Origin of the sequence: Streptomyces sp. NBC_00727, assembly GCF_045161745.1 — a bacterium.
In the GTDB taxonomy this organism is placed as follows: domain Bacteria; phylum Actinomycetota; class Actinomycetes; order Streptomycetales; family Streptomycetaceae; genus Streptomyces.
Genome location: NZ_CP108981.1, coordinates 1764029 through 1789666 on the forward strand (window position 1 = coordinate 1764029; position 25638 = coordinate 1789666).

Genomic DNA, 25638 nt, shown 5'->3' on the forward strand with positions numbered 1-25638 from the left:
AACTCCTTCAACTGCCGTACCGCTCCGTCGCGGCGCCGGGTCGACGTGAACGTAACAAGGATGAAAGACGACCGAAAGAGTTTGCGGAAGATTTCTGCAAGCTCCGGCGATCGTTACATTGGCGTGTCCTCAAGGTTGCCGTCAAGCCACTTGACGAAACTCCCGGATCCCTGCCACAGAGGGCCCACCAGCCCCGATCCCGCAGTGCGACGATCTGACCGCAGCCGGCAAACCGGGCCCGCAAGACCTTGCAAGATGTTGCCGCCGCGTGCGGCCGGGTGCCGCTTCGGGCGCCCGGCGGAGTCCCGGGGCCCGGTCTCTACCGGTTCCTGTGCGTGGTGGGCAATCCGACCCGCTCCCGGTACAGTCCAATGCCATGACCGCACGGCTTGCCGATATCGCAACTTAGGCGGGGGTCAGCGAAGCCACGGTCAGCCGCGTACTGAACGGCAAGCCCGGGGTAGCCGCTGCCACCCGCGAATCCGTCCTCGCCGCGCTCGACGTCCTCGGCTACGAACGGCCCGTACGTCTGCGCAGGCGCAGCGCGGGGCTCGTCGGCCTGATCACGCCCGAGCTGGAGAACCCGATCTTCCCGGCGCTCGCCCAGGTCATCGGGCAGGCGCTGACCCGGCAGGGCTACACCCCGGTCCTCGCGACCCAGACCCCGGGCGGCTCCACCGAGGACGAGCTGACCGAGATGCTGGTCGACCGGGGCGTCTCCGGGATTATCTTCGTCTCCGGGCTGCACGCCGACACCTCGGCCGACATGGGGCGCTACGAGCAACTGCGCGCCCAGGGCGTGCCCTTCGTCCTGGTCAACGGCTTCTCGCCCAAGGTGCAGGCACCTTTCATCTCCCCGGACGACCGGGCCGCGATGCGGCTGGCGGTGACGCACCTGGTGTCGCTGGGCCACACCCGGATCGGGCTCGCGGTCGGCCCGAAGCGCTTCGTGCCCGTGCTCCGCAAGATCGAGGGCTTCCACGCCACGATGGGCGAGCAGTTGAACCTCACGGCGGACGAGGTCGAGGAGCTGATCCAGCACTCCCTCTACACGCTGGAGGGCGGCCAGGCCGCCGCGTCCGCGCTGATGGAGCGGGGCTGCACGGCGGTGGTGTGCGCGAGCGACATGATGGCGCTCGGCGCGATCAGGGCCGCCCGTCGGCTCTCCCGCGAGGTCCCGCGCGAGCTGTCGGTGGTGGGGTACGACGACTCGCCGCTCATAGCCTTCACCGATCCGCCGCTGACCACGATCCGCCAGCCGGTCACGGCGATGGGCCAGGCCGCGGTGCGCACGCTCCTGGAGGAGATCGGCGGCACGCCCGCCCCGCACAGCGAGTTCGTCTTCATGCCGGAACTGGTCGTACGCGGCTCCACCGCCGCGGGCCCCGGCCCGGATACGCCCGCCACCACCCCGGCGCCTCTTCCAGGATCGCACGCGGGCGCGTAACCGGCCTGTCGCACACCCCTGGGCACCCCCGCCGGACGTGCAACTCGCACCCCACCGGAGGATCATCGGGCGGAGAGGGCAAATCTGGCAGACTCTGTGCCTATGGGTGAATTGAGCGTGAAACGACAGGAAGGCCGCACGGAGGCCACCCCGTCACCCATCGTGAACGAGGCGGCTCCCGAGGCGAACACCAAGCAGTCCGGTCACGCGCACGGGCTCGGCAGAGCGCTCGACAGACCACTCGGCCACGTCGTGTCGCGGCTGCGTTCCCCGCGGTCGCCCCGGCGGCCCCGTCTCTGGTTCGAAATCCTGCTCGTGGCCATGAGTTACTGGGTGTACTCACTGGTGCGCAACGCGGTCCCCGAACAGAAAGCCGCCGCCCTGGCGAACGCGGACTGGCTGTGGTCAGTCGAACGCTTCCTCGGCATCGCGGTCGAGCAGTCGGTCAACCACGCGGTGAACTCGGCGACATGGCTCATCGTCTCGATGAACTACTACTACGCCACCCTGCACTTCATCGTCACGATCAGTGTGCTCGTATGGTTGTTCCGTCGGCACCCCGGCCGGTACGCGGCAGCCAGACTGGCCCTCTTCGCGACCACGGCGGTCGCGCTCCTCGGCTACTACCTGTACCCGTTGGCCCCGCCCCGCCTGATGAACGGCGGCAACTTCATCGACACCGTCCTGGTCCACCAGACCTGGGGCTCGATGGCCTCGGGCAACTTCAAGAACATGTCCAACCAGTACGCGGCGATGCCGTCCATGCACATCGGCTGGTCCCTGTGGTGCGGCCTCACCGTCTTCGCCCTGGCCTCCGCCCCCTGGGCCCGCATCCTGGGCCTCCTGTACCCCACGGTCACCCTGATGGTCATCGTGTCGACGGCGAACCACTTCTGGCTGGACGCGGTGGGCGGCATGGCCTGCCTGGCCTTCGGCTACGCGGTGTCGTACGCGTGGTACGGGTCGCTGCCGCATCGGCTCCCCAGGTGGATCCCGCGCAAGTCGGGCCGCCCTCGCCTCAGGGCGCTGGGGGCGCGGCCCCGCCGCGAGCCGGCGGCCACCCGGCACTAGCCCCCGGGGCTCCGCCCCGGCCCCGCTCCTCAATCGCCGGAGGGGCTGAATTTTCCCCCGCCAGTGGGCAAAGCCCGGGCAGCGGCCGAAATCGAGCCCCTCCGGCGATTGAGGAGCGGGGTGTGGGGCAGCGCCCCACGGAGCCGCCGGAGGGCCTGGGCTCACCCCCCGTAGAACCGCTCCTCCACAACCCCCCGCGCCCGCCGCGTGACCCGACGGTAGTCGTCCAGCATGTCCCCCACATGCCCCTCCTCGTACCCCAGGTACCGCCCCACCGCGGTCAGCTCGCGCGGGACCGAGGGGAACGTGTCGCCGGGCCGGCCCCGTACGAGCATCACCGCGTTGCGGACGCGGGTCGCCAGGACCCATGCCTCGTCCAGGGTCTGTGCGTCGTCCTCGGGGATGAGGCCCGCCGCGCACGCCGCGGCCAGCGCGGCACGGGTGCGGGTGGTGCGCAGGCCCGGCACCGAGCGGCCGTGCTGCATCTGCATCAGCTGGACCGTCCACTCGACGTCGCTCAGCCCGCCGCGCCCCAGCTTCGTGTGGAGCGTCGGGTCCGCGCCGCGCGGCATGCGCTCCGTCTCCATCCGGGCCTTGAGCCGCCGGATCTCGCGCGCCGCGTCCTCCCCCAGCCCGTCCGCCGGATACCGCAGGGGGTCGATCAGCTCCACGAACTCCGCCCCCAGGTCCATGTCCCCCGCCATCGGCTCGGCCCGCAGCAGGGCCTGGCTCTCCCACCCCAGCGACCAGCGCCGGTAGTACGCGTCGTACGACTTCAGGGTGCGTACGAGGGGACCGGTCTTGCCCTCGGGGCGCAGGTCGGGGTCGATGAGGAGCGGCGGGTCCGCGGTGGGCAGCTGGAGGAGGCGCCGCATCTCGGAGACCACCCGGTTCGCGGCCCGGCCCGCCTCCTGCTCGTCGACGCCCTCACGGGGTTCGTGGACGAAGAGGACGTCCGCGTCGGAGCCGTATCCCAGCTCGTGCCCGCCGAACCGGCCCATGCCGATGACCGCGAACCGGGTGGGCAGCGTGTCGCCCCACTCCGCGCGGACGGCGGCCCGCAGCGCGCCGGCGATGGTGACGGCGTTCAGGTCGGTGACGGCGCTGCCGACCCGGTCGACGAGGGCGCCCGGATCGGACTCGGCGGGGCTGTCCTCCGTACCGTACGAGCCGATGAGGTCGGCGGCCGTCGTGCGGAACAGCTCGCGCCTGCGCACCCCGCGCACCACCGCGACGGCCGTCTCCGCGTCGGCCGCGCGCCCGACGGCGGCCAGCACCTCCTGCTCCAGGTGCTCCCGGCTGCGGGGGGCGAGGCCGTGCGGGTCGCCGAGGAGGGCGACGGCCTCGGGGGCGCGCAGCAGCAGGTCCGGGGCGAGGCGGCCGGCCGACAGGACCCGGGCGAGGTTCTCCGCGGCGGCGCCCTCGTCGCGCAGGAGCCGCAGGTACCAGGGGGTCTTGCCGAGCGCGTCGGACACCTTGCGGAAGCCGAGGAGCCCGGCGTCCGGGTCGGCGGAGTCCGCGAACCAGCCGAGCAGCACGGGCAGCAGGGTGCGCTGGATGGCGGCCTTGCGGGAGACCCCTGAGGACAGGGCCTCCAGGTGGCGGAGCGCCGCCGCCGGGTCCTCGTAGCCGAGGGCGACGAGCCGGGCGGTGGCGGCCTTGGTGCTGAGCCGGGACTCGCCGGGCGCGAGCTGGGCGACGGCGTCGAGCAGCGGCCGGTAGAACAGCTTCTCGTGCAGCCGCCGCACCACCGAGGCGTGCCGCCGCCACGCCTGGTTGAGCTCCGCGATGGGGTCGGTGCGCAGGCCCAGCGAGCGGCCGAGGCGCCGCAGGTCGGGCTCCTCGTCGGGGACGAGGTGGGTGCGGCGCAGCCGGTAGAGCTGGATGCGGTGTTCCATGGCGCGCAGGAAGCGGTAGGCGTCGTCGAGCTGTACGGCGTCGACGCGTCCCACGTAACCGCCCTCGGCGAGCGCCCCCAGCGCTTCCAGGGTCGATCCGCTGCGCAGGGCGGGGTCGCTGCGGCCGTGCACGAGCTGGAGGAGCTGCACGGCGAACTCGACGTCCCGGAGCCCGCCGGGCCCGAGCTTCAGCTCCCGGTCGACGCGGTCGGCGGGGATGGTGTCGACGACGCGGCGGCGCATCTTCTGCACGTCGGGGACGAAGTTCTCCCGGTCCGCGGCCTGCCAGACGAGCGGCGAGACGGCCTCGACGTACTCGGCGCCGAGCGCCCGGTCCCCGGCCACCGGCCGGGCCTTCAGGAGCGCCTGGAACTCCCAGGTCTTGGCCCAGCGCTGGTAGTACGCGAGGTGCGAGGAGAGCGTGCGTACGAGGGGTCCGTTGCGGCCCTCGGGGCGGAGGTTGGCGTCGACGGGCCAGATGGTGCCCTCGACGGTGGTGTCGGAGCAGATCCGCATGAGGTGCGAGGCGAGCCGGGTCGCGGCCTGCACGGCCCCGTTCTCCTCGGCGCCATCGGCCGGTTCCGCGACGAAGATGACGTCGACGTCGGAGACGTAGTTCAGCTCGTGGCCGCCGCACTTGCCCATCGCGATGACGGCGAGCCGGCACTGCGCGGCGTCCTCGGGGGCGGCGGCCGAGGCGATACGCAGGGCCGCCCGCAGGGTCGCGGTGGCGAGGTCGGCCAGCTCGGCGGCGGTCTCCGCGACATCGGTGGTGCCGCAGACGTCCCGCGCGGCGATGGACAGCAGGCACCGCCGGTAGCCGACGCGCAGGGCGTCCGGATCGTGCGCCCCGGCCAGCTCCCCCTCGAACTCGGCGACCCCCGGGTGCAGGTCGGCGGCCTCGTACGTGACGAGGGCCTGCCAGTCGCGGGGGTGGCGGGCCAGGTGGTCGCCGAGCGCCTCGGACGCCCCGAGCACCCCGAGCAGCCGGTCCCGCAGGGGCTTGGCGGTGACGAGGGTGTCCAGCAGGATCTGCCGCTCCCCCGCCTCCTCCGCCTCGACGAGCCGGACGAGGCCGCGCAGCGCGAGATCGGGGTCGGCGGTGGCTCCGAGCGCGTCGAGGAGCACGGAGTCGGACCGTACGGAGGAGAAGTCCGGCAGGTCGAGGAGGCGCTCCGCGGCGGACGGGTCGGTGAATCCGTGCCGCAGCAGTCGGGTGAACGTACTGCTTCTGCGCCCCGGCACCATGGTCATCCCGCGCTCTCCCGCCCGCCGCCGATCAGCTTCCAGCCTTCGGAGCCTAGCCTGCTCCCGGGCCACCGCCCCGGACCGGGAGACCCGGAACCATCGTGGTCCGTCGCCCTTTTGATCTACGGTGCCATGAGCCGATCACGAGGGGAGGGCAACCGTGGCCCATACGTTCAAGTTCCGTTTCCGGGGCCCGGCGGGCGGGCTCGCGCTGGACCTGGGGGCCGAGGCCGTTCCGGCCGAAGGCGGCACGCCCGCGCACAGCATGCGGATCCACGAGAACGTCCGGCTCGGTCTGCCCGCGTCCGGCGTGCATTGGAAGGACGCCGCCTGGCTGGCGTTCGGGGTGTCCCTCAACGCACCCGCGCTCAGCGCACTCCGGCCCGACGGCGTCTTCATCCGCGTGACCTCGCTCGACCACCCCCTGAGCGACTACCGGTCCGAAGCGGCGGCCCTGGCCATGGACGGATGGATCCGTGAGCGCTTCGCCCTGGCGGGCTCGGGTGCCTCGGTCACGTACGACACCGCCGAGGACCGGTACGTCTTCGCCTGGGGGACCGCGTTCCAGCCCTTCTCCGACGACCCGCGCCCCAAGGCCCCGCCCCCGTTCCGTGACCACCAGGAACTCGACGTGACGGTGACCGGCGTCGCGTCGGTGGGCTCGCGGGTCGACGTCGACGGCGGCGGGACCGGCTTCATCGACCAGGTGAAGCACCCCTCCTGGTGGGACGAGGACGCGGCACCGCCCCGGCCCGGGGACCGCCTGCGCGTGGTCGTGCTCGACGCGAGCCGCGACGAGCCACGCTTCAGCGCCCTGCGCAAGGACATCGACATCGCGCGCCGCCTCCGGGCCCTGCGGGACGAGGCCTGAGCCCTGACGCGTCAGCCCGCCGGCCGCGTCCCCGTGACTACGGTCGCGTACCGCTCCTCGCAGGACTCCACGCGCGCCACGAGCCCACTGCCCGCCAGGACCCCCGCGGCGGTGTCCGCCTGCCGCTCGCTCGTCTCGACCAGGAGGCTGCCGCCCGGGGCCAGCCAGCGGGGCGCCTCGGCGGCGACCCGGCGCAGTACGTCGAGCCCGTCGCCGCCGCCGTCGAGCGCGACGAGCGGTTCGTGGACGCGCGCCTCCGCCGGCAGCAGGGCGACGTCCTCGCTCGGTACGTACGGCACGTTGGCGAGCAGCACGTCGACGCGCCCGCGCAGGGCCCCGGGCAGCGGTGCGAAGAGGTCGCCCTCGTAGACGTGCCCCCGCTCCCCGATGTTGCGCCGGGCGCAGCGGACGGCGGCGGGTTCGACGTCGGCGGCGTGGAGTTCGACCCGGCCCAGGGCTGTGGCGAGCGCGGCGCCGAGCGCGCCCGAGCCGCAGCACAGGTCGACGACGACGGCCGGGTCCGGGGCGAGGGCGACGGCCCGGTCGATCAGGAACTCGGTGCGGCGGCGGGGTACGAAGACGCCGGGGTCCACGGCGATCCGCAGCCCGTTGAACTCGGCCCAGCCGAGGACGTGTTCCAGCGGATGCCCGGCGGCGCGCCGCTCCGCCATGACGGCGACATCGGCGGGCCGGCCGGCGGTGGCGGCGATGAGCGCGGCCTCGTCCTCGGCGAAGACGCAGCCGGCGGAGCGGAGGGTGGTGACGAGGGAGGAGAGGTCGGACGGTGACAACGGGACCGGCATGGTGCGGAGCCTTTCGGATGAACGCCGAGGGGTGCTCCGCGGCCGGTCAGGTCCGGTCGGCCACGCGTTCGCGGGAGGGGAGCACCCGGGTCGAAACAGCGGTAATGGGTCCCACCTCCTTGGTCATGTCCGTGTGCGGGGATGCGAAAGACTACCTCAGGTCTCAGCCCCTCCTGGGCCGGTAGTCGTTGCCGCCGTTGGCGAAGCTGTTGTGCACGGCGACCGAGGTGTTGGCGGCGCGGATGTTCCGTATCTCCGCGCTGTGGTGGCGCTCGATCTCCTGGCCGTCGAGGTTGTGCGTACGCCGCCGGTGCCGCATGTTCACCTTCACGACGAGAAGGACGATGGCGCTCAGGAGCAGCCCGAGCAGTATGAGAACCGCGTGCATGGTGTTCCTCCCCCGTTCCCCCCGGGTCACGGCCCGTCGGACGCGTGATCTCCCACCCATTGTCCGGTACCGGCGGGGGGTAGTCCAGAGCGCTCACGCGGGCGCCCGCCCCTGCATCGCGGCGGCTACGCGATTCAGGCGTCGGGCCGGCGGGTGTGCTCCGCGACCGGCACCGGCCCGTCAAGTGCGCGTGGCGGAGGTGTCGTTGCCAGTCGGTGGGCGAGGTCGCGGCGGGAGAGCGCGCCGGTCTTGCGCATGGCGCGGGCGATGTGCTGCTCCACCGTCCGGGGAGACAGGTGGAGGGTTGCGGCGATCTCCCGGTTGGTCAGGCCGGAGACCGCGAGCTGGGCCACCTCCGCCTCCCGGGGGGACAGCTCGTCGGCGTGCGAGGGGCGTCCGGGAGGGCGGCCCTTCTTCACCGGCCGCTGCGTGCGCAGCAGGGCCCTGACCCGCGCCGCGTCCCAGACGGCGCCCAGTTCGGTGAAGCTCTGGGCACACGTCTCCAGCTCGGCGACCGCCGACAGGGTGGAGGTGCAGTCGGAGACCGGCCCCAGCGGCGCGGCGGTGTCCCTGCCCTCCTCGGCCGGCCCGGGTTCCCCTTCGGTAGCCATGAGCACGCAGCGCGCGGCGCCCTCCGCGGTCAGTGCCCGGCTGTAGGGGTGAGGCATGGCCGCGTACGCTGCCGCGGCCTCCTGGTACAGCTCCGCGGCCCGCAGGAGCCGGTCCCGCTGCTCCCGGGCCAGGGCTTCCGTTTCGGTCAGAACGGCCCTGCTCCAGATCAGTGCGGCCTGGGCGGCGGGCGCGTCGCGTCGGCCTAGGCCCTGGGAGAAGGCCCGGACCATGGCGTCCGCCGTGGCCGTGTCGCCTGCGCGCGCCACTGCCTCCACGGCCCACGGCAGGAGTTCCGAACCCCACGTCCACACCCCCTTCTCGGCGAGGGCGGTCCAGGCGGCGCGTGCCTGTTCCGCCGCCGCTTCCACCTCCTGGCGGGCCAGGGCGAGGCGGATCGCCGCGCCGGCCGCCGTCGCGGCCAGGGGCACGGGCAGGTTCTCGGCCCGGGTGGTCCCGCGCTGGGACAGCCAGGGCCCCGCCTCGCCCCAGTCGCCCTGGGCGAGGGCGAGCAGGCCTCGTACGACGTAGGCGTCGGAGGCGAGGAACGGCATGTCGGCGGTCGCCGCGACGAAGTCCTCGCACCGCTCGGCCAGGCCCGGCCACCGGCCGGTCCACCACTCCTGGAGCAGCCGCGCCCCCAGCGCCGTGTGCTCCAGGTAGGGCGCCCCGCTGCGGGCGGCCAGCTCCAGTCCTTCGGCGAGCAGGTCCTCCGCCCGGTCGTGGAAGCCGAGCCAGACCGCGGAGTTCGCGGCGTTGCACAGGCCGCGCGCGGCCTGTCTCGCGCACGCGGGGTCCGTGTCCCTGCCGGACAGCTCCCTGACCAGGTCCCACGCCCCCGGGTCGGCGCAACTCAGGGCGAGGTCGGCCTGGTTGGCGAGGACCGCCGTGCGCATGACCTCGTCCTCGCCGGCGTCCGTGATGGTGACGGCCCTGGCGATCCACCCCCGGTCGGCGTCGATATGGTTGCCCGGCACGAACGTGCTGGACAGGGCCGCCATGGCGCGGGCGGCCAGTCCGGGCCGGACCTCGTACAGTTCGGCGGCGGCGATCTCCAGCACCTGGCGTCCCTCGGGCCCCCGGCCCATCTGGTTGGCCAGCATCAGACCCAGGTCGAGGCGCAGCTCTCCGCGAACGGCCGGGGGCAGGGACGTGTCCTGCACGATCTGCGCGAGCACCTCGACGGTCTGGTCCGAGCGCAGCCCGGTCACCGCGCTGCGGGCGAGGAGCGGCGCGAGGCGGGCCCGCCTCTGCGGGGGCAGGCCGGGCGTGGCCAGTGTCTCTTCCAGCAGGGTGATGGCCTGTTGGTGCCGATCGGCCGCGGCGGCTGCCGCGGCCGCTTTCTCCACCGCTCCGAGCCATCTGCGGGTCTCGCCGGCCGCCCTGTGGTGTTCGGCCACGTCGGCCCAGGGCACGGGCTGCCTGCGGCGCAGTGCAGCCGCCGCCCGGCCGTGCAGGTCCTGGCGGACGGGGCCGGGCACACAAGCTCGTACGGCCGGGGCGGCCAGCGGGACGGCGAAGCCGTAGCGGCCTTCGGCCGGCTCCGCCAGGGCCGCCTCTTCCAGGGCGCGCAGCAGCGCGCCGGTTCCCGCCGCGGTTCCGAGCCCCGACACCGCGATCAGCTCGTCCCTGGGAGCGGGTGCGCCGAGGACGGCGGCCGCCCAGACCACCGGCCGGTGCTCCGGGGCGAGCGCGTGCGTACGGCTCAGCACCAGTTCCGCGAGGCGGGTCGGCGCACCGGCCGCCTCCACCTCGGCAGCCGTGCCGGTGAACGCCGGATGCCCTTCCCGCAGTACGGCGAGGAGGTCGACGACGACCTGGGGCACTCCGCCGGTGAGCTCGTACAGTCTGCGCGCCGCCTCGGTCGTGCAGCTCCCGCCCAGCGCTTCCGCGGCGGCCCGGTGGACGCGTTCCTCGTCCCAGGGCGCCAGCCGGTGCCGGAGCACGGTGAGCCGGGAGGGGTACGTCATCGGCGGACCGCCCAGCGGCAGGCCGGGGACGGGCAGTTCCTCGGGCCGGTAGGCCACGGCGGCGGCGGATCCCGGCTCCAGTCCCCCGAGGACGCGGCGCAGCCACCGCAGTTCGGCCTCGTCCGCCCGGTGGACGTCGTCGACCAGCCACAGGGTGGGCGCCCGCCGATTCCCGTCCTCGGCCGGCGGTCCGGCGCCGGCTCCGCACCGCCACCGCACGCGGACCGTGTGCGCGGTCCCGGGCAGGTCGGCCAGCGCCTGGAGCAGGTGGCTCTTCCCCTCGCCGGCGGCGCCCTCGACGAACAGCAGGACCGGTTCGGCGGGTTCGTCGGTGAGGGCGCGGGCCAGGGGCCGCAGAGCGGAACCACGCGTCTGGATCACGTCGTCATCCTCGCTCTCGTGCTTCCGGAAGGTGCGGAGACGGCGCGCCCGGCACCTCGCCGCCGGTGCCCGCACCGTACCAAGGCCGTGGCGGGGCGAGCCCGCCCGTGTTCAGTCGGCCCAGCGCCACTCGACGCCGTGGACGCCCGGTGCCGGCTTCATGGGCAGCAGGTGCGTCGTATGGAGGTCGTCGAGAGTCGCGAGTTGCCGGCTGGGTTCGGCACCGAGTTGTCTGCGGTAGTAGTGCCAGCACTTCGAGGGCAGGGCCGAGCGGTGGAAGCGGACCTGGAGCAGATAGGTCTGCAGGGGGGTGGTGACGCGGGACTCGTGCTGGTGGGAGACGCCCGCGGTCGCGTCGGTACGCAAGGTGTACTCGACGACCGCGGTCTCGTTCCTGACCAGTCGGCGGCCGAGCGGGATCTCGGCGACCACACAGTTCAGCTCCGGCCGGAACCGGGTACGCGGGGGCGGCCCCGAGGGAACGGTGACGTCGAACGCATCGCCCTTCGCGCCGTCCAGGGTGTGGATGACCGTGAGGTGCCGCGCGTCGTGGTGGGCGGCTCTGACCGCGACGGTGACGCGGATCTCGTCGACGAGGCGGTGCTCGTTGACGCGTACCGCCTCGTGGACGACCAGCCGCCGCAGACCGGCGTTGAAGTGCGGGAAGTCGTCGCCGAGGGCCTGTTCCACGTCGGAGTTCTCGCCGTAGACGCCCCGGACGGCGGCCGGGTCGTGGGGCGGCACCCAGCCGCGCGGCCGGCGCCGCAGCAGGGACCGCAGGGTGCCGCCGGGGAGGCCGAGGAACGGCTCCAGGATGTCGACGGCGCACAGGGACCGCGCTCTCTCCGGCCGGCTGCGGCCGCTCTGCCAGTAGCTGAGGGTGGCGACGCTGAGGGTGATTCCGTGGGCCTCAAGGTGATCGCGTACGTCTTCCAACAGCAGACCACGGCGTTGCAGGGCCTCCTTGAACGTGGTGGCGAACATCGTGTCCGGGTCAGTGGTGTGGGGGACGTGCACCATGGCGTCTTCCAGCGGGTGGAGGGTCTTCGGGCGGGGCCGGTCGTGGTCGGGGCGGTCACGCCCCGACCGGAAGCAGCCGGGGCCGCTCGCCTTGTTTCGCGAGCGGCCCCGGCCTTTTCCCTTGCGGACGTACTCAGTTGGTGTTGAGCGTCAGCCCGTAGTACTGGAGCGCGTCGCTGAGCGGCTGGAAGTACGAGGAGCCGCGGGAGTAGACCCCGCCGGTGCACTGCTGGTTGGTCGGGCCGCCGGAGGTCATGCCCTGGCCCTGGTTGCCGGAGATGTACGCACCACCGCTGTCACCGCCCTCGACGCAGACGCTGGAGGCGCCCAGGCCGGTGATTACCGTGTCGGGGCCGCCGTTGCGGTCCGTGTACGTGACGGTGTTGTTGTAGGAGGTGATCGAACCGCAGGTCCAGCCTGTGGTGGCGCCGGACTTGCAGATCGCGGCACCGGCGGCGGCCCGGCTGCTGCCCTTGACGGCGACCGTCTTGGTGCTGCCCTGACCCCAGGTGCCGACGGCTGTCACGATCGAGTGGCCGGAGTTGACGGTGGCAATGCCCATGTCAACGCTGTTGCTGCCGAGCTTGTAGCGGGTGTGGTAACCCTGGGCGAAGGCCGTTCCGTCGTAGCGCAGGGTGTTCACGACGCAGTGCCCCGCGCTCACCAGGTACTGCCTGCCGGAGCTGTCGTGGGCGCCGTAGCCGACGGAACACCAGCCGGTGGTGTTGTTCAGCGTCATCTTGCTGCCGGGGTAGATCGCGGCCTTGGCTTCGAGCTGTTCCTCGCCGCGCACGATCTTGACGGCGGCACCGTACCCGGCAGCCTTGGCGAGGAACGCCTTGGCGGCGGCGCCCCGTTCGTCGCTGACCTTGACGGTCACCTTGTCGGAGGCCAGGTCCACGGACCAGGAGGCCACTCCGGAGGGGACCTTCTTCGCGGCGAGGGCGTCCAGCCGGGACTTGACCTTGTCGAGTGCCGCCTGTCCTCTCGCGGGCACCCGGGCCGCGAGACCGGCCTTCTCGACCTTGGCCGCCTCGGCCTTGTCGCCGACGTTGACGGTCAGGTTGCCGGAGCCGTCGAAGAAGGCCCCGTCGCCGGCTATGCCGCTCTTCGTGAGCGCGGCGAGCCTGGCCTGCTGGGCGTCCTGCCGGTCCAGCCGTTCGGTCGCGGCCTTCTCGCTCACACCGAGCGAAGCGGCCAACGCCCGGACCATCTCGGGCTGGTAGCGGGGCGCGGACTCCGTCTCCTGTGCCTGGGCCAGGGTCTGGGTTCCCAAGACTGCCGAGGCCGAGAGCGCGATGCCCAGCGCTGCCATGCGGTACTTACGTGAGTTACGCACGTTGATCCCTTCTGATGGGCAGCCAGAAACTCAAGGGGGGTGTACGCCGAAATACGTGAACAACGCACCGGCGAAGGCGGTTTCTGGCTGACGGAAAGTCATCGACTCGCCGCGAACGGAACTATTGCCCAGCGATCGAAGGGATTTCAAGACGCAGACATCGGAAATCTTTCTTAACAGATTCGGCGACATTCCTGTTGAATGAGAACCAAGCAAAAGGCCGTCACCTGACGCACTTTCGGGAAAGGGTTCACGCCCAGCGGTGCCGCCCGCCCCCGGACCCTAGAGCCATCGGGCTCGCCGTTACATCAGGGGGCCGGATTCACGTATACGCAGAAAACCCCGCACACCCGGGGGTGCGGCCGCCAGCCCGGGATACCCCGCCGGCGCCCGGACAGCTGGGGAGCGCACGGCCTGCGCCCCGGCCGGGTCTTCGACCGGCCCGCCGCGACCGTGGACGCCCGGCACCTACGGAAGGACGAACCCGGCAACGCGCTTCTGACCGACCCCGCGTTTTTTACGTATCCGTAAATCGGCGCCCCGTATGGAATCGGCGGCGGTCCGCTCCCTACGATTCCAACGGAACCCGAGAGACATCCACAGATGATTTCCGTGGTTCCGGCCCGGCACGGTGCCGGCGGCTCGAAGACCACCACCCGCTTCGAAGCCACCGCCACCGATCAGGCCATGGGCCGCGGCAGGAAAGCCCGCCGCGGCCCATGGTTTTCAACGCAGAGTTCTGTCACCGGAACTCGTGGGTCACCGTGATCTCGCCCACGATGTGCGCGTTGAACTCGTCCAGCTCCTCCGCCGGCACCCACAGTTCCAGGATCGTCCGCCCACCCGCCTGCTGAACGGGATACCGGCTCAGGAACTCCGACTCGACCTCGAATCGGGTGACGTAGCCGACGCCGCTGTGCTTCACGTTCCAGTCCCTCGCGATACGGATCGCGTAGTCCTCGTTGAGCACCGGGTAGAAGATCGGCTGCTCGGGAAGTCGGGGCGGCCAGGCGCGCCAGTCCAACTCGCGTACGAGCGCCAGCTCCTCGGGCCCGGTGGGCCGCCACAGGGTGGTTGTTTCCTGCTGGATGTCCATGGGGCGGCCGGCCTCAGAAGCCATGGGCGTAGTTGGTCAGGACGCACCCGTCCACGAGCGCCGGTTCCTTCTTGTAACCGCTGGGGATCTTGTCCTTGTCCTTGCAGATGAGGAACAGCATCCCCGATTCCTGGAGGGCGGCCTTCGTCGACGACCCCTGGGCGTAGACGGCGAAGTCCTTCCCGATGAAGTAGGCCCTGCGCTGCTTCTTGGCCTGGGCCTGGAACGTCTTCATGTCGTTCACGACCAGAAGACTGGTGCTCGCCCGGTCCCCGTCGTTGCAGATGGCACGTTCCTTGATGCCCCACTCCTTGCCGACCCACTCCTGATCGTGGTCGTCGGGCCACAGGGACATGTCGAGGCACGTCGCACGTTCGGAGACGAATGCCTCGATATCCGCCATGGTGCCGGCGCTGGGCAGGCCACCCGCCCCGGCGCCTCCCTCGGCGGCGTTCGCACCACGCTCCGAGCCCTCGTCGGACGAGCCGCCGCACCCCGTCGTCACCAGCATCAGAGCGACCACCGCGCTGCCGGCCGCATAACGCATCCGCGCGTTCACGTGTCGATACCCTCCCGTGCCGCACAGAGCCGATCAGGCCTGCGCGGCGTCCCGACTCCGCCGGGGTCGCGGAATGCCCCCGCCCCGATGCCGAAGCGATCAAGCTATCAGCCGCCCTCGGGGAGTCGGCCGACTGAACGACCGTCGCAGCCCTGAGCGTTGGCCACGCTGCTACGCAGAGCAGGACGGGCATCGGGCGAGGTGCCAATGCCCGGGGCGCGAGCGCCGCCGCGACGGCGGCCTCGGCACACGCGCTTCGCCGGCCGCCCGGCGAGGTCTACGTGAGGGCCCCCGGTGACGGCCACCCCAGCCACCAGATGAAGAGGCCGCTCAGCAGGACGAGCAGGAAGAGCACGGCGTTGGTGCGACGGTAGGAGACCAGGAGGGCGACGAACTCGCGGATCATGGCGCTCGGCCAGAAGTACGCGGCCGTCGGGGCGCCGATCACATGGCCTCGGATGCCGGTGCGGCGGGCGGTGACCGCGGTGCGGAAGGCGTGGTAGTTGTTCGTGACGATCACGCACCGGTATTCCGGAGTCTGCCGCTCCATCAGCTCTCCGCTGAACGTCAGGTTCTCGTCCGTGGTGGTCGAGCGGTCCTCGCGTTGGATCAGGTCGGCGGAGAACCCCTGGGCGACCAGGTAGTCGGCCATCGCGTGGGACTCCGGCACCTTCTCGTCGGGCCCCTGACCACCCGAGGTGAGCAGGACCGGGCGCCGGCCCTTCCGCGACAGCCTGGCGTGTTCCTCCCGGGCCCGGTCGAGGCGGCCGGCCAGCAACGGAGGCACGGTGGTGCCGCCGATCAGGCCCGAGCCCAGGACCACCACGAAGTCCGCACGGCGCCGGATGCGCAGACGCCCGTACAGGCTCCCGTAGACGAGGAAGCAGAGGAACAGGAAGGCGATGTACCCGGCGAGCGCCACCGCTGTCGCCGCCACGCCCAGAAGCGTGTGGGTGTGCAGTACCAGCGCGGTGATCAACAGCCCGAGCAGGGCGACCAGGGCCGTGCCCGCTCCCAGGGACAGCAGGTTCGCCGGGCTCCGGCCCTCCTTGCGGACCATGGTGATCCCGTTGGCGATGAGGAACCACGCCAGCGTGACGACACCCACGCCCGCGAGGGTCAGCAGCACGACGACCAGGTCGCGTCCCAACTGGGCTCGCTCCGAGGCGACATGCAGCAGGAGCGCGACGACCGCGAAGACGACGGACAGGCCCAGCAGGACCGCGTTGCTCACTCGACGGCGGTCTCGTACCAGACCCACACAGAAGAGGAGGAAACAGATGAACGACGGTACCAGGGCCACCATGTGCCGATCCTACGAGGCGTGCCACGAGACCCACTGTCGGACCCTGGTGGCAGCATCACCCGGGTGAACAACCCGAGATGTTCTTCGAAGACCCCACGTCCTCCGCGCGCCGGGCGCGCCGGTCCGCAGACCTCGTCCGCCGTGGCCTGCCTGCCGTTCAAGCCTGATCTCGTCAGGGCGGTGTTCCGGGACGTGACCTCGTTGCACGTCTCCCGGGCCGCCGCGTGGACCGCCGCTTCGGCGACGCGGACCGTGCTGACGGAGATCATCGACGCCGCCGGAGCAGCGGCGGCCGAGAAGTCCGGGAAGAGGCTGATACCCGAGGACCTCATCGCGGCGATCGACCGGAACGTCGAGGTGGAGGTGGGATCCGGCTGGTACCTGTACAGCCCGACCTTCCACGGACTGCTGGGCGAGATGCGCGACGCCGAGGGTGTGCTCGTGTCTATTCGCGAGCGGCGCGGGACGCGTACTCCGAGTGGTGTGGCCGGTGCCCACCGGTTCGAGCCCGGGGTGAGGAGGCTGCTGGGGAGGCGGGGTGTGAGGGCGGTCCCGGCACTGGTCCGCGACCTGGACGGCATCGCGAGCGTGTTCCTCACGGACCTGGCCCGGGACGCGGCCGAGGTCGTCCGCCGAGGCGGTGCCGAGCGGTTCGGGTCGGTCGCCCTGACGGTGCCCGCCCCGGCCCGGCAGCCCGAGGATCCGTCCCTCGTCGTGTCCGCCCGCCGCGGGGACGGGCGGACCGTCGGCGCGGACGACGTCGTGGTCGCCGTCAGGCAGCAGCTGTTCGGCGCTCTCAGGCAGCGCGCCCTCACCGAGGCGGCCGAGACGACACGGCACACGGCACACGTCGGCCGGCTGACCGGCTCCGCCGGCGATGCCTAGCGCGGCCCGGGATCCCCCTCCGCCTTGTTCCTCCGTATCGTCAGCACGTTCCGCGTCCACCGCGTATCGGGGTGGTCCTCACCCAGCACGCGCACCATGTCGGCCAGGACCTGCTCGTACGCGGTCAGCGCTCCGGTGGTGTCCCCGGCATCCCATACATGACCGGCATGGTTGAAGCGCGTGACGAGCACGTGCGGGTGGTCCTCCCCCAGCGCTTCAGCCCGCGCGGCCAGCAACCCCGCGTGGACCTCCAGCGCACCGGCCGCGTCCCCCAGCTCGCGCAGCCGATGGGCCTCATGCCGGAGGCCGGCGGTTCCAGGGGCCTCTGCGCGCAACACCCGGTCGCGGACATCGAGTTCCCGGTTCGCCCGCACCGTCCAGTCCGCCCGCGACCGCCTGCGCACCGCCTGAGCCACGCACCCGGCGGCCAGCAGAACCGCGGCGACCTTCCACCTTCGTGACATCTACGCCCTCCCCCGCCGGCCTCCCGGTCACGCCGCCAAACGCTACAGAGAACCGGCACTCACCGCTCGGCTTCGATGGCCTCGAAGATGTCGCCATCGGTCTCCCGCTGCCACTCCGGCAACGCACTCCAGTCGGCGACGTACCCGGGCTTCGGCTCCTCGAAGTGCTTGTACATCTGCGCCGTCCAACACAGCGCGACGAACCGCCCCTTTTGCTCCCGCGACAGCCGCGCCGCATGCCCGCCACTCACCTCGACGAACTGCCGCACCTGTGCGTACACCGCCCCGGCCGCTTCTCGCTCCCACTGCGGAGTCTCCTCCCACGGAGTGACGTACCCGGCCTTGGGCTCCCCGGGGAAGTGCCGCCGCACACCTGCGATCCAGCTCTCCCGGAACAACCGCGCACCTTCGGATTGCGACATGAAAACGCCTCTCTTCACAGGGTGTTGAGCACGCCGATCTCCGCCCCCAGCTCCGCCACACGTCGGTCGCGGGTCATGGGCCCGAACTCGTCGCACAGGGCACGGAGTCTACGGGCGACATAGCCGGACCCCGAGGTGCGCGCCAGGCCAAGGGCTTCGGCTCCGTACGTGACCACTTGGTCGGGGTCGCGCCGCTTCGCACCGACGACGGCCAGGTCCACAAGCACCGCCGCGCGTCGCCGGTAGGACGGTCCGGACGCCAAGGCTGTCTGTTTCAGCGCTTCCTGCAACGCCTGCTCCGCCAAGTCCAAGCGACCGAGCTGGACGTACCGCGAGCCCCGCTCCTCCGTGAGCCGCGCGCCGTCGAACCTGAGCCAACCACCGCTGGCGCCGGCCCCCGTCAGGTCGCGTACGCTCTCCGCCTGATCCATCGCACGCTCGCACGCGTCCAGATCACCGAGACCCGCGAACGCCTCGGCCTGAACGGAAGCGACCCAGTGACGCGTCGAGAGGTGGCTGTCGCCCCGCGCCGCCAGCCTCGCGGCGGCACCGAGCATCTGCGCGGCCTGCTGAAAGCGCCGCTCCGACATGTCGACGTAGGCATGCCGCACGAGTGCGCACGCCCACAAGTCGTACGCATCGGCATCCTTGCTGACGGATGCCGCCAACGAGTACGAAGCTGCCGCCTCGGCGTACCTACTCCCGTCGAACGCCACTTCACCCGCGAGCTGAAACAGGTCGGCCGCTGCGTGCAGCAAAGGGCGAGGGCTTCCGCGGTGGCCTGCAAGTGCCTCGGTCAGAGTCGTGAGCTGATCGCGGACGACCGGGTAGACGGATCCCTTGGAACGAGCCAGTTGGTAGACCTGCCAGAGGTGGACGTTCATGCGGGCGAAATCAGCCGGCTCTCCCCGGCGTACACCGTCGACAAGAGCTTCGGCCTTTTCCACAGGCAGGATGGTCAGGGCCCCGCTGATGGTCAGTATCCGAAGGAATTCACGGCGAATCATTTCGTCGGAGTCTCCCGCGTCGTAGGACTGTGCGGCCTGGTGCCCGGTCGCCTCCCGGCCTGCGACTTGTGGTGACAGGAGGGCATCCAGTTCGGGAAGGCTGACTTCCAGCGCTAACGCCAAGCGACGCCTCTGAGGTGGTTGAGGCTGGATCGCACCCCTCTCCCAGCGCCCGACCGTCGTACGGTCCACGCTCACCAGCTCAGCCAACTTCTCCTGACTGTAGCCCAGCGTCCTGCGCCGCTCCGCCAGCCCCACGACGCCTCCCTCACACCGATTGCAACCGGCACCGCACCATGCCCGAATCTGCATCAAGGGTGCCGCATCGATGCCGTGGAGACCTGCGACTTCGCGCGATTTCCTGGTTGTCGACCAGGACGGATGCACGAAGCCACCAAGGAGTTCGATCATGGCTACGGGAACAGAATCTTTGGCGAAGGACAGCGATGCGCAGGTGGTCATGACCCTCCGGGTCTCCCGCGACTCAGGCCGGTCGTGGGGGCCGACGACGGCCGTACGAGTGGACGGCGACCGGGTGGTGCCCATCGGCACCGGCGCGTTCCCGCCGTGCATGTGCCAGCGCTGCACCGCCTGCCCCACCCGAACGGCGCTGTGATGCGGTGCACGCTCTGGCGTCGGCTGCCACTGCCCCTCGCCGAGGAGGCACGTCGTACGGCAGTGTCAGGTTGCGTCGACGCCGCCGTACAGTGCCAACTCCCCCGCCACACCGCCGGCCCGCACTACGCGCTCCTTTACGAGGCCGGCCCAGCCACCGCCCTGTGGCTCCGGTGGCACAACGCCGAAGTCGGGCTCAGCGTCCTCCCCGACTGCCCCTCCACCGCCCCTGGGCACGACGGCGACGCCTGCTGCCTCTTCACTGACCACGACGGCCGGCACACGTGGGAGGAGGCCGACAATGAAAGCCATGGCCCTTCTACTGCACCTCGACCGCACGCTCGATGAGCTGGACCCGCCGCGTTGGCCGGATCCGCCCTCCACCACGACCCACCTGGTACGGAAGGTGCACGCGCTACGACGCGTTCCGCTGCGCGAGCTGCGGCCGGCGGATCTGCGGACGCTCGTCTCCCAGCAGGTGGCGCTGCCCTACGTCGTCCCGCTCGCCGTGCGCCTGTTGCTGGAGGATCCGCTGCTCGACGCCTACTTCTACGAGGGCGACCTGCTGCTGGCCACCGTGAATGTGCCCGCGACCGTCTGGGCCCTGTTGCCGGAGCTCACGGAGCAGTTGTGTGCCGTCGTGGCGGGCCTGCCGGAGTCGGCGTATACCCATCTTCCGAGCGGGGCCGTGAAGGAGATCGGCCGCTTCGTCGCCGAACACCGAACCGTCGACGGGACCGGGGCGAAGGGAGGCTCGAAGTAGCATCGCCGCAAGGTTCCTGCGTCCAGGCAGAGGAAGGGCAGCGTGCGATGAGTGCGGCTGAGAGTTGGTCCCACGTGATGGCACTCCTTCGGCAGCACGCCCCGGCCGATTACGCGGAGCTGCCGGGGCCTGCCACCGAGCAGGTGCTCGTGGCCGCCGAGGAGCGGATGGGCGTCTCTCTCCCCGAGGACCTGCGGACGTGGCTGTTGCAGAACAATCTGGATCTGCCCGAGGAAGACTTCGATGACGACGTGGCATGTTGCGGCTTCGCCGGGTTCCCGGACGAGGGGAGCTTCTTTCTGGGCATCCGGGCGATGGAGGGGCTCTACGCGAACTATTCCATGCATGGCGGGTTCAACCCTCCTGATCAGCCGGACAATCCGTTCTGGCGTAACGAGTGGGTCCCCTTCCTGTCGGACCAGGACGGCTGGATGGGAAAGTTCATCGATGTGCGGGACGGACGTGTCGGCAGGTGGTTCGTCGGTGACATCACGGTCACGGGCGAGTACGAATCGCTGGCCCAGTACTTCGACTCCGTAGCGGAGAAACTGACGGAGATCGCCGAGGGCGACTACCCCGTCTGCCAGATCGCCGAAGGCCGACTCGTCTGGTCGTAAGACGGTTCCCCGCCCCATGGCGGCCATGCCGACGCGCACGGCGCAGGCATGGCTGCGGGCGGGTTACATCGGTGAAGCCGGGTGACCCGCCCGCGCCGTGCTTCCTGAACCGCCGAGCCGCGCCTACAACACCGGCAGCAGCGCCTTCAGTTCGAACGCGGTCACCTCGCTGCGGTACTCCTCCCACTCCCGCTTCTTGTTGCGGAGGAAGAAGTCGAAGACGTGCTCGCCCAGGGTTTCCGCGACCAGTTCGCTCTTCTCCATCAGGGAGATCGCCTCGCCCAGGTTCTGGGGCAACGGCTCGATACCCATCGCGCGCCGTTCCGCGTCGGAGAGGGCCCAGACGTCGTCGTCGGCGCCGGCGGGGAGTTCGTAGCCTTCCTCGATGCCCTTGAGGCCGGCGGCGAGGAGGACGGCGTACGTCAGGTACGGGTTCGCGCCGGAGTCGATGGAGCGGACCTCGACGCGGGCGGAGCCGGTCTTGCCGGGCTTGTACATGGGGACGCGGATCAGGGCGGAGCGGTTGTTGTGGCCCCAGCAGATGTACGAGGGGGCCTCGCCGCCGGCGCCCGCGGCGCGGGTGGAGCCGCCCCAGATGCGCTTGTAGGAGTTGACCCACTGGTTGGTGACGGCGGAGATCTCCGCGGCGTGCCGGAGGAGGCCCGCGATGAAGGAGCGGCCGACCTTGGAGAGCTGGTACTCCGCGCCGGACTCGTAGAACGCGTTGCGGTCGCCCTCGAAGAGGGAGAGGTGCGTGTGCATGCCCGAGCCGGGGTACTCCGAGAACGGCTTCGGCATGAACGTCGCCTGCACGCCCTGCTCCAGCGCGACCTGCTTCATGACCAGGCGGAACGTCATGATGTTGTCGGCGGTCGAGAGCGCGTCCGCGTACCGCAGGTCGATCTCCTGCTGGCCCGGCGCGCCCTCGTGGTGGCTGAACTCGACCGAGATGCCCATGGATTCGAGCATCGTGATGGCCTGGCGGCGGAAGTCCATGCCGACGTTCTGCGGGGTGTGGTCGAAGTAGCCGGAGCTGTCGGCCGGGGTGGGCCGGGTGCCGTCGACCGGCTTGTCCTTCAGCAGGTAGAACTCGATCTCCGGGTGGGTGTAGAAGGTGAAGCCCAGGTCCGAGGTCTTCGCCAGGATGCGCTTGAGCACGAAGCGGGGGTCGGCGAAGGACGGCGAGCCGTCCGGCATCAGGATGTCGCAGAACATGCGGGCCGTGCCCGGTGCCTCCGCGCGCCAGGGCAGGATCTGGAACGTCCCCGGGTCCGGCTTGGCGATCATGTCCGACTCGTACACCCGGGCGAAGCCCTCGATCGCGGAGCCGTCGAAGCCGATGCCCTCGTCGAACGCCTGCTCAAGCTCGGCAGGTGCCACGGCCACGGACTTGAGGTAACCGAGCACATCGGTGAACCACAGCCGTACGAACCGGATGTCGCGCTCCTCAAGGGTCCTGAGGACGAATTCCTGCTGCTTGTCCATAGCCACATCCTTGCAGTTCAGACGGTCCGTGCTCCACCTCCCGGGGCTGGGGAGAGACTCCAGTATCACGACCCCGGATTTCCCCCAGATTACGCACCCGACGTGACGTGGAGCACTCGGCCACCCACTACGATCGGCGCCCGTGGTGTGCACGGGCGCCGACCGCCTCGTCACCGCCCCGCGCACCCGGGTTTCCGCGCTCCGCCCGTCCCCTCATCGCCCCTTCCCCGAAGGACCCACGACATGAGCTTCGACCGCAGGACCCGCATAGAGCAGATGCGCAACTCCGACCGCGCGCGGGACCGCCGCAACCGGGTGCTGGCCGTGAGTCTGAGCGCCGTCGTCGTCGCCGGGCTCGTCACCTTCGGCGCGTACACGGTCCTCGACAGGGCCGACGACAAGTCGTCGAACAGTTCGATGGGCGGCGACGGGAAGGGCGGGGAGTCGGCCGCCGGGGAGAAGGACAAGGACCTGGCCACCGGGCCGATCGAGGGCGAGAAGTCCTGGGACGCGAAGAAGCTGACCCGCAACCACGTCGAGGAGACCGTCGACTACCCCATGAAGCCCCCGGTCGGCGGGGACCACAGCCCGGTCTGGATGAACTGCGACGGCGAGGTCTACAAGAAGGCCATCCCGGATGTGAACGCCGTGCACGCCCTGGAGCACGGTTCGGTCTGGGTGACGTATACGGACGAGGCTCCCGCCGCTGACATCCAGAAGCTCGGCGACCGGGTGTCGAGCACGCCGTACTCGCTGATGAGCCCGTACAAGGACCAGGCCGGGGCGATCATGCTGTCCGCCTGGGGCAAGCAGGTCACGGTGGACGGCGCGGACGACCCGCGGGTGGCGCAGTTCTTCGCCCATTACGTGCAGGGGCCGCAGACCCCCGAGCCGGGCGCCGCCTGCACGGGCGGCCTCGACGGCTCCTGACCCGGGCCGCCGAAACCGAGCGGCCGGAAAGTTCCCTCGTACCGTAAATACACCCGAATGGGCTACAGCGGTCGCGTCCCCCGAACGGGCCCATGACGATGGGTTCGCTCGGGGATGTACGTACGGCTGCCCCTCGGTACGCAGGAGGAATCCCCCATGACCACCGCCAAGGACATCATGCACACCGGCGCCACCTGGATTCCGGCGCACGAGACGCTCGACCGCGCCGCCCAGATGATGCGCGAGCACCACGTCGGCGCGCTGCCCATCTCGGCCAGCGGGGAGGAGGACCGGATGGCCGGCATCCTCACGGACCGCGACATCGTGGTCGGCTGCGTGGCGGAGGGCCGCGACCCGTCCAAGGTCACCGCGGGCGACCTCGCCCAGGGCACGCCCCGCTGGATCGACGCGGACGCGGACGTGGAAGCGGTGCTGGAGGAGATGCAGAACCACCAGATCCGCCGGCTGCCGGTCGTCGAGAACAAGAAGCTGATCGGGATGATCAGCGAGGCCGACCTGGCCCGGCACCTCTCGGACGACCAGATCGCCGACTGGGCGGAGAAGGTCTACTCGCGCTCGCCCCACTGAATCCACCGCGGCGGCGTTGTTCCGCGCGGCCCGCCCGGGCATCGCGTCAGTCAGACGATTAGAGTGGGTCGCGTGCCTCAACTACGCCTCGCACTGAATCAGATCGACTCGACGGTCGGCGACCTCGCCGGCAACACCGAGGCGATCGTCCACTGGACCCGGCACTCCGCCGAACAGGGCGCCCACTTCGTGGCGTTCCCCGAGATGGTGCTGACCGGCTACCCCGTCGAGGACCTGGCCCTGCGGTCGTCCTTCGTCGAGGCCTCGCGCGAAGCGCTGCGCGCGCTCGCCGCCCGGCTCGACGCGGAGGGCTTCGGGGAGATCCCCGTCCTCGTCGGCTACCTCGACCGCTCGGAGTTCGCCGCGGAGCGCTACGGCCAGCCGGCCGGCTCCCCGCGCAACGCGGCCGCGGTGCTGCACCGCGGCGGGATCGCGCTGAACTTCGCCAAGCACCACCTGCCGAACTACGGCGTCTTCGACGAGTTCCGGTACTTCGTGCCCGGCGACTCGATGCCCGTCGTACGCGTGCACGGCATCGATGTGGCGCTCGCGATCTGCGAGGACCTCTGGCAGGACGGCGGCCGCGTCCCGGCCGCGCGCGCCGCCGGGGCCGGGCTGCTGCTCTCGGTCAACGCCTCCCCGTACGAGCGGGACAAGGACGACACCCGGCTGGAACTGGTCCGCAAGCGCGCCCGTGAGGCCGGCTGCACGACCGCGTACCTCGCGATGATCGGCGGCCAGGACGAGCTGGTCTTCGACGGTGACTCGATCGTCGTCGACCGGGAGGGCGAGGTCGTCGCCCGCGCCCCGCAGTTCGCCGAGGGCAGCGTGATCCTCGACCTCGACCTGCCGGCCGCCTCCGCCGAGGCGCCCTCCGGCGTGGTCGACGACGGGCTGCGGATCGACCACGTGGTCCTCTCCGGGGAGCCGCTGCCGCCGTACGAGGCGGAGCTCGCCGGAGGGTACGCGGACCGCCTCGACGACGACGAGGAGCTGTACACGGCCCTCGTGGTGGGGCTGCGGGCCTACGCCGCCAAGAACGGCTTCAACAGCGTGCTCATCGGGCTCTCCGGCGGCATCGACTCGGCGCTGGTCGCCGCCATCGCCTGCGACGCGCTGGGGGCGCAGCAGGTGTACGGAGTCTCCATGCCGTCCAAGTACTCCTCGGACCACTCGAAGGGCGACGCGGCCGAGCTGGCCCGGCGCACCGGGCTGAACTTCCGGACCGTCCCCATCGAGCCGATGTTCGACGCGTACATGGGGTCGCTGGGGCTCACCGGGCTCGCCGAGGAGAACCTCCAGTCCCGGCTGCGCGGCACGATGCTGATGGCCATCTCCAACCAGGAGGGCCAGATCGTCCTGGCCCCCGGCAACAAGTCGGAGCTGGCCGTCGGCTACTCCACGTTGTACGGGGACTCCGTCGGCGCGTACGGGCCGATCAAGGACGTGTACAAGACGTCCGTCTTCCGGCTGGCCAAGTGGCGCAACCGGGCCGCCGAGGAGCGCGGGCAGACGCCGCCGATCCCGGAGGCGTCCATCACGAAGCCGCCGAGCGCCGAGCTGCGGCCGGGCCAGGTGGACACGGACTCGCTGCCGGACTACGACGTGCTGGACCGCGTCCTGGAGCTGTACGTGGACCGGGACCAGGGTCTCGAAGCGATCGTCGCGGCCGGGTTCGACCGGGCGCTGGTGGCGAAGACGCTGCGGATGGTGGATGCGGCGGAGTACAAGCGGCGGCAGTATCCGCCGGGGACGAAGATCTCGCCGAAGGGGTTCGGGAAGGACCGGCGGCTGCCGATCACGAATCGGTGGCGGGAGATCGGCTGACGCCGGCTGTTTCCTGTTACGCGAGCCCG

At 71.0% G+C, this 25638-nt stretch carries 21 protein-coding genes and 1 pseudogene; 9 read left to right on the forward strand and 13 right to left on the reverse strand.

The window, feature by feature from the left end:
• The first annotated feature begins 376 nt into the window (after positions 1-376).
• Both OG242_RS07810 and OG242_RS07815 read left to right on the forward strand, forming a co-directional pair.
• A pseudogene (locus OG242_RS07810) lies at positions 377-1447 on the forward strand (LacI family DNA-binding transcriptional regulator).
• A gap of 162 nt (positions 1448-1609) precedes the next feature.
• Positions 1610-2518, forward strand: coding sequence for a phosphatase PAP2 family protein (locus tag OG242_RS07815; protein ID WP_405901540.1), 909 nt, complete (start codon positions 1610-1612; stop codon positions 2516-2518).
• A 161-nt stretch (positions 2519-2679) separates the two neighbouring features.
• Here OG242_RS07815 and OG242_RS07820 read toward each other — a convergent pair whose 3' ends face one another.
• Positions 2680-5670 carry a bifunctional [glutamine synthetase] adenylyltransferase/[glutamine synthetase]-adenylyl-L-tyrosine phosphorylase gene (locus OG242_RS07820; RefSeq protein WP_405897446.1) on the reverse strand — a complete coding sequence of 997 codons (2991 nt, stop codon included), beginning with the start codon at positions 5668-5670 and terminating at the stop codon, positions 2680-2682.
• A gap of 154 nt (positions 5671-5824) precedes the next feature.
• Between OG242_RS07820 and OG242_RS07825 the strand changes: the two genes are divergently transcribed.
• On the forward strand, positions 5825-6535 hold the full coding sequence (locus OG242_RS07825) for a hypothetical protein (RefSeq protein ID WP_405897447.1): 711 nt from the start codon (positions 5825-5827) through the stop codon (positions 6533-6535).
• Positions 6536-6546: 11 nt separating this feature from the next.
• Here OG242_RS07825 and OG242_RS07830 read toward each other — a convergent pair whose 3' ends face one another.
• From OG242_RS07830 to OG242_RS07865, 8 genes are all read right to left on the reverse strand, one after another.
• The gene (locus OG242_RS07830) at positions 6547-7338 is read right to left on the reverse strand and encodes a putative protein N(5)-glutamine methyltransferase (RefSeq protein WP_405897448.1); all 792 of its coding nucleotides are present in this window, start codon (positions 7336-7338) and stop codon (positions 6547-6549) included.
• 163 nt (positions 7339-7501) lie between these two features.
• Positions 7502-7726 carry a hypothetical protein gene (locus OG242_RS07835; RefSeq protein ID WP_405897449.1) on the reverse strand — a complete coding sequence of 75 codons (225 nt, stop codon included), beginning with the start codon at positions 7724-7726 and terminating at the stop codon, positions 7502-7504.
• Between the two features lie 134 nt (positions 7727-7860).
• Positions 7861-10686: a LuxR C-terminal-related transcriptional regulator gene (locus OG242_RS07840; protein ID WP_405897450.1), complete on the reverse strand. Its 2826-nt coding sequence runs from the start codon at positions 10684-10686 to the stop codon at positions 7861-7863.
• A gap of 111 nt (positions 10687-10797) precedes the next feature.
• Positions 10798-11706 (reverse strand): hypothetical protein, encoded by a 909-nt coding sequence (locus tag OG242_RS07845; protein WP_405897451.1) that lies wholly within the window; start codon positions 11704-11706, stop codon positions 10798-10800.
• Between the two features lie 133 nt (positions 11707-11839).
• Positions 11840-13021 (reverse strand): S1 family peptidase, encoded by a 1182-nt coding sequence (locus OG242_RS07850; protein ID WP_405901541.1) that lies wholly within the window; start codon positions 13019-13021, stop codon positions 11840-11842.
• Positions 13022-13787: 766 nt separating this feature from the next.
• A complete protein-coding gene (locus OG242_RS07855; protein ID WP_405901542.1) occupies positions 13788-14141 on the reverse strand; it encodes a hypothetical protein in 354 nt (117 codons plus the stop codon).
• Between the two features lie 13 nt (positions 14142-14154).
• Positions 14155-14700: a hypothetical protein gene (locus OG242_RS07860; protein WP_405897452.1), complete on the reverse strand. Its 546-nt coding sequence runs from the start codon at positions 14698-14700 to the stop codon at positions 14155-14157.
• Between the two features lie 277 nt (positions 14701-14977).
• A complete protein-coding gene (locus OG242_RS07865; protein ID WP_405897453.1) occupies positions 14978-16006 on the reverse strand; it encodes a YdcF family protein in 1029 nt (342 codons plus the stop codon).
• Between the two features lie 141 nt (positions 16007-16147).
• Here OG242_RS07865 and OG242_RS07870 point away from each other — a divergent pair, with 141 nt between their 5' ends.
• Positions 16148-16891, forward strand: a complete 744-nt coding sequence (locus OG242_RS07870; RefSeq protein WP_405901543.1) for a hypothetical protein — start codon at positions 16148-16150, stop codon at positions 16889-16891.
• Here OG242_RS07870 and OG242_RS07875 read toward each other — a convergent pair.
• Genes OG242_RS07875 through OG242_RS07885 form a run of 3 tightly spaced genes read right to left on the reverse strand, consistent with a single transcriptional unit; the run spans position 16888 to position 19042 of the window.
• Positions 16888-17355: a tetratricopeptide repeat protein gene (locus OG242_RS07875; protein WP_405897454.1), complete on the reverse strand. Its 468-nt coding sequence runs from the start codon at positions 17353-17355 to the stop codon at positions 16888-16890. The two genes, OG242_RS07870 and OG242_RS07875, sit on opposite strands and share 4 nt — an antisense overlap.
• Positions 17356-17414: 59 nt before the next feature.
• Positions 17415-17777 carry a hypothetical protein gene (locus OG242_RS07880; protein WP_405897455.1) on the reverse strand — a complete coding sequence of 121 codons (363 nt, stop codon included), beginning with the start codon at positions 17775-17777 and terminating at the stop codon, positions 17415-17417.
• A 14-nt stretch (positions 17778-17791) separates the two neighbouring features.
• Positions 17792-19042, reverse strand: coding sequence for a helix-turn-helix transcriptional regulator (locus OG242_RS07885; RefSeq protein ID WP_405901544.1), 1251 nt, complete (start codon positions 19040-19042; stop codon positions 17792-17794).
• Positions 19043-19709: 667 nt separating this feature from the next.
• Between OG242_RS07885 and OG242_RS07890 the strand changes: the two genes are divergently transcribed.
• Positions 19710-20162 (forward strand): contact-dependent growth inhibition system immunity protein, encoded by a 453-nt coding sequence (locus OG242_RS07890; protein ID WP_405897456.1) that lies wholly within the window; start codon positions 19710-19712, stop codon positions 20160-20162.
• Between the two features lie 47 nt (positions 20163-20209).
• Positions 20210-20779: an SMI1/KNR4 family protein gene (locus OG242_RS07895; RefSeq protein WP_405897457.1), complete on the forward strand. Its 570-nt coding sequence runs from the start codon at positions 20210-20212 to the stop codon at positions 20777-20779.
• Between the two features lie 123 nt (positions 20780-20902).
• Here OG242_RS07895 and glnA read toward each other — a convergent pair whose 3' ends face one another.
• On the reverse strand, positions 20903-22264 hold the full coding sequence (glnA, locus tag OG242_RS07900) for a type I glutamate--ammonia ligase (RefSeq protein ID WP_405897458.1): 1362 nt from the start codon (positions 22262-22264) through the stop codon (positions 20903-20905).
• Between the two features lie 243 nt (positions 22265-22507).
• On the opposite strand from glnA, the gene OG242_RS07905 reads away from it, so the two are divergent.
• The 3 genes from OG242_RS07905 to OG242_RS07915 all read left to right on the forward strand — a co-directional run bounded on the left by OG242_RS07905 (position 22508) and on the right by OG242_RS07915 (position 25609).
• Positions 22508-23194: a DUF3105 domain-containing protein gene (locus tag OG242_RS07905; RefSeq protein ID WP_405897459.1), complete on the forward strand. Its 687-nt coding sequence runs from the start codon at positions 22508-22510 to the stop codon at positions 23192-23194.
• A gap of 156 nt (positions 23195-23350) precedes the next feature.
• On the forward strand, positions 23351-23782 hold the full coding sequence (locus OG242_RS07910) for a CBS domain-containing protein (protein WP_405897460.1): 432 nt from the start codon (positions 23351-23353) through the stop codon (positions 23780-23782).
• A gap of 72 nt (positions 23783-23854) precedes the next feature.
• Complete coding sequence (locus OG242_RS07915) at positions 23855-25609, forward strand: NAD+ synthase (protein ID WP_405897461.1); 1755 nt, start codon at positions 23855-23857, stop codon at positions 25607-25609.
• Positions 25610-25638: the final 29 nt, after the last annotated feature.